Annotated in this window: 3 protein-coding genes; all 3 read right to left on the reverse strand. The window is 44.9% G+C overall.

Annotated elements, in window-relative coordinates:
- A partial coding sequence (locus MUP17_09355) for an ATP-binding cassette domain-containing protein (GenBank protein ID MCJ7459184.1) occupies positions 1 to 209 on the reverse strand: 209 nt, incomplete at its 3' end.
- Positions 199 to 912, reverse strand: coding sequence for an ABC transporter ATP-binding protein (locus MUP17_09360; protein ID MCJ7459185.1), 714 nt, complete (start codon positions 910 to 912; stop codon positions 199 to 201). The genes MUP17_09360 and MUP17_09355, both read right to left, overlap by 11 nt.
- A 15-nt stretch (positions 913 to 927) precedes the next feature.
- Positions 928 to 2,082, reverse strand: a 1,155-nt coding sequence (locus MUP17_09365; GenBank protein MCJ7459186.1) for an ABC transporter permease, incomplete at its 5' end; no start/stop codon positions are given.

The following is a 2,082-nucleotide window of genomic DNA, read 5'->3' on the forward strand; positions in this document are numbered from 1 at the left end:
ATATAAAGCGTCCCCTCAGAAAGAGTGTCCAGACACCCGATCATATTCAAAAGTGTAGTCTTGCCAGAACCAGACCTGCCGACTACGGACACGATCTCGCCTGGGCTTATCTGAAAATCAACCCCTTTTAGGGCGTAGAGCTTTTCACTTCCTCTCTGAAAGATTCTGGTCAATCCTTCTCCATAGATAGCGTGATTATTATCTCTCATCTTTCCTTCCTCCTTTGTCCTCAATTATCTTGCCGTCCTGCAAGAAGATTATCCTCTTTGCCCTTTTGGCTAACTCCTCTGCATGGGTTGCCACTACTACAGTAATCCCTCTTGAGTTAAGGTCCTCAAATAGGTTGAAAATAACCTCGCTATTGCCGGTGTCCAAATTCGCTGTGGGCTCATCTGCTAAAAGCACTTTTGGCTTGTTCACCATCGAGCGGGCAACCGCAACCCTCTGCATCTCTCCGCCTGAAAGGTGCAGGGGTTTGTGAGTAAGTCTGTGACCCAAACCCACTATCTCCAGTACTTTTTTGGAATATCCAACCTCGGTTTTTTTCCCTTTGGAGAAGATCAAAGGCAGCTCTACATTCTCGGTTGCAGTTAAAGAGTGCAGCAGGAAAAAATCTGCAAAGACAAAACCGATGTTTTCTCTTCTGAACTCATCTAATTTATTCTCCTTCATTTTGGTAAGCTCTATCATCTCTCCATTGTCTGGATAAAAGACCAACTTACCTGAAGTAGGAGAATCGATGCAGCCCAACATATTCAAGAAGGTGGTCTTCCCTGCGCCTGACGGACCTAAGATTGAAATATATTCGCCCTGGTCTATCTTCAGAGTTAGACTATCTACTCCCTTGATTTGTTCGTTGCCTCTCTTATAGATTCTAGTTATCCCCTCTAAGTTAAAAAGCTCTTTTGTCATCTTTTTCTCCTTTCCTTATTCGGTTCTGATAGCCTCAATCGGCATTAGATTTGATGCCCGGTAAGCCGGATAAATCCCCGCCAGAATCCCCATTATCACGGCAAACATTACCGAGACGATTATGACCACCATGTCAGCCGATATGAGTTGTCCACCCGGAGCATAGGGCATTAACTTCTTTATAAACTTCTCTATACCGCTTGAACCCGCTACTGCTAAGAATGACCCTAACAACCCGCCGGTTAGGCACACGATAAAAGTCTCATACCAGATCAGCCTGAATATATCCATTCGGGAAGAACCAACTGCTTTCATCATCCCGATTTCCCGGGTGCGCTCGAAAACCGACATTAGGATGGTGTTCAGAACACCTACTGCGCTGATTAAAATCGCAATTAAAACCACTGCATAGATTAAAACCCGGGTGGAGCTGACCAGACCCATAATCGCACCGGTGACTTCTTTCATAGAGACCACATTCATATCAGTCTCTGCAGCTCTCAATCTCTCTGCTATCTCCTCTATTTTAGAAAGGTCTTCCACCCTTATGGGAACCGCTACCAGAAGACCCTCTTTTCCAGAAACCCTGGTCAGAGTCTTTATGGGCAGAAAATAGAACCCGTCATCCTGATCCCCGGTCTGTTCTAAGATTCCTGAGACGGTGAAATCCTCTCCGAAAGCCCTGGTCTTATCGCCAAGCTTTAGCTTCTTGGTGTCAGCCACATATTGTCCGATCACTGCTGAGTGGTCATCTGTGAAGAAACCACCTTCTTTGAATTTCCATCGCGGTTTGAATCTCAAGTAATCCTGATCTATTCCAAAATAGATTTTGGTCTCCTTAAGCAACGAGTCTGTCTCTGAATTCATAAAGAGACGTGCAGATTCTTTGACCCCCGGCACCTTTTTTATCTCATTCACATACTCATCCTTCAGGTACCTGGGGAATTTCCCTCCGTGCAACACTAAAGAAGCTGCCTCATACGGGCACCCTTTGGGAACGATGAGGATGTGATAACCTAAATACTGCAGCTCTTTTTTCATCTCCTTTTCATATCCCCGGTTAAAAGCCACTAAACTGAAAAGGATGGAGATGGCAATTGCCACGCTCAAAATCGTAAGGGTTGTCCTGATCTTCCTTCTCAAAAGGTTTTTTATGGCTAAGCTAAAGAA

It is taken from the genome of Candidatus Zixiibacteriota bacterium (genome assembly GCA_022865345.1).
In the GTDB taxonomy this organism is placed as follows: Bacteria; Zixibacteria; MSB-5A5; order MSB-5A5; family RBG-16-43-9; genus RBG-16-43-9.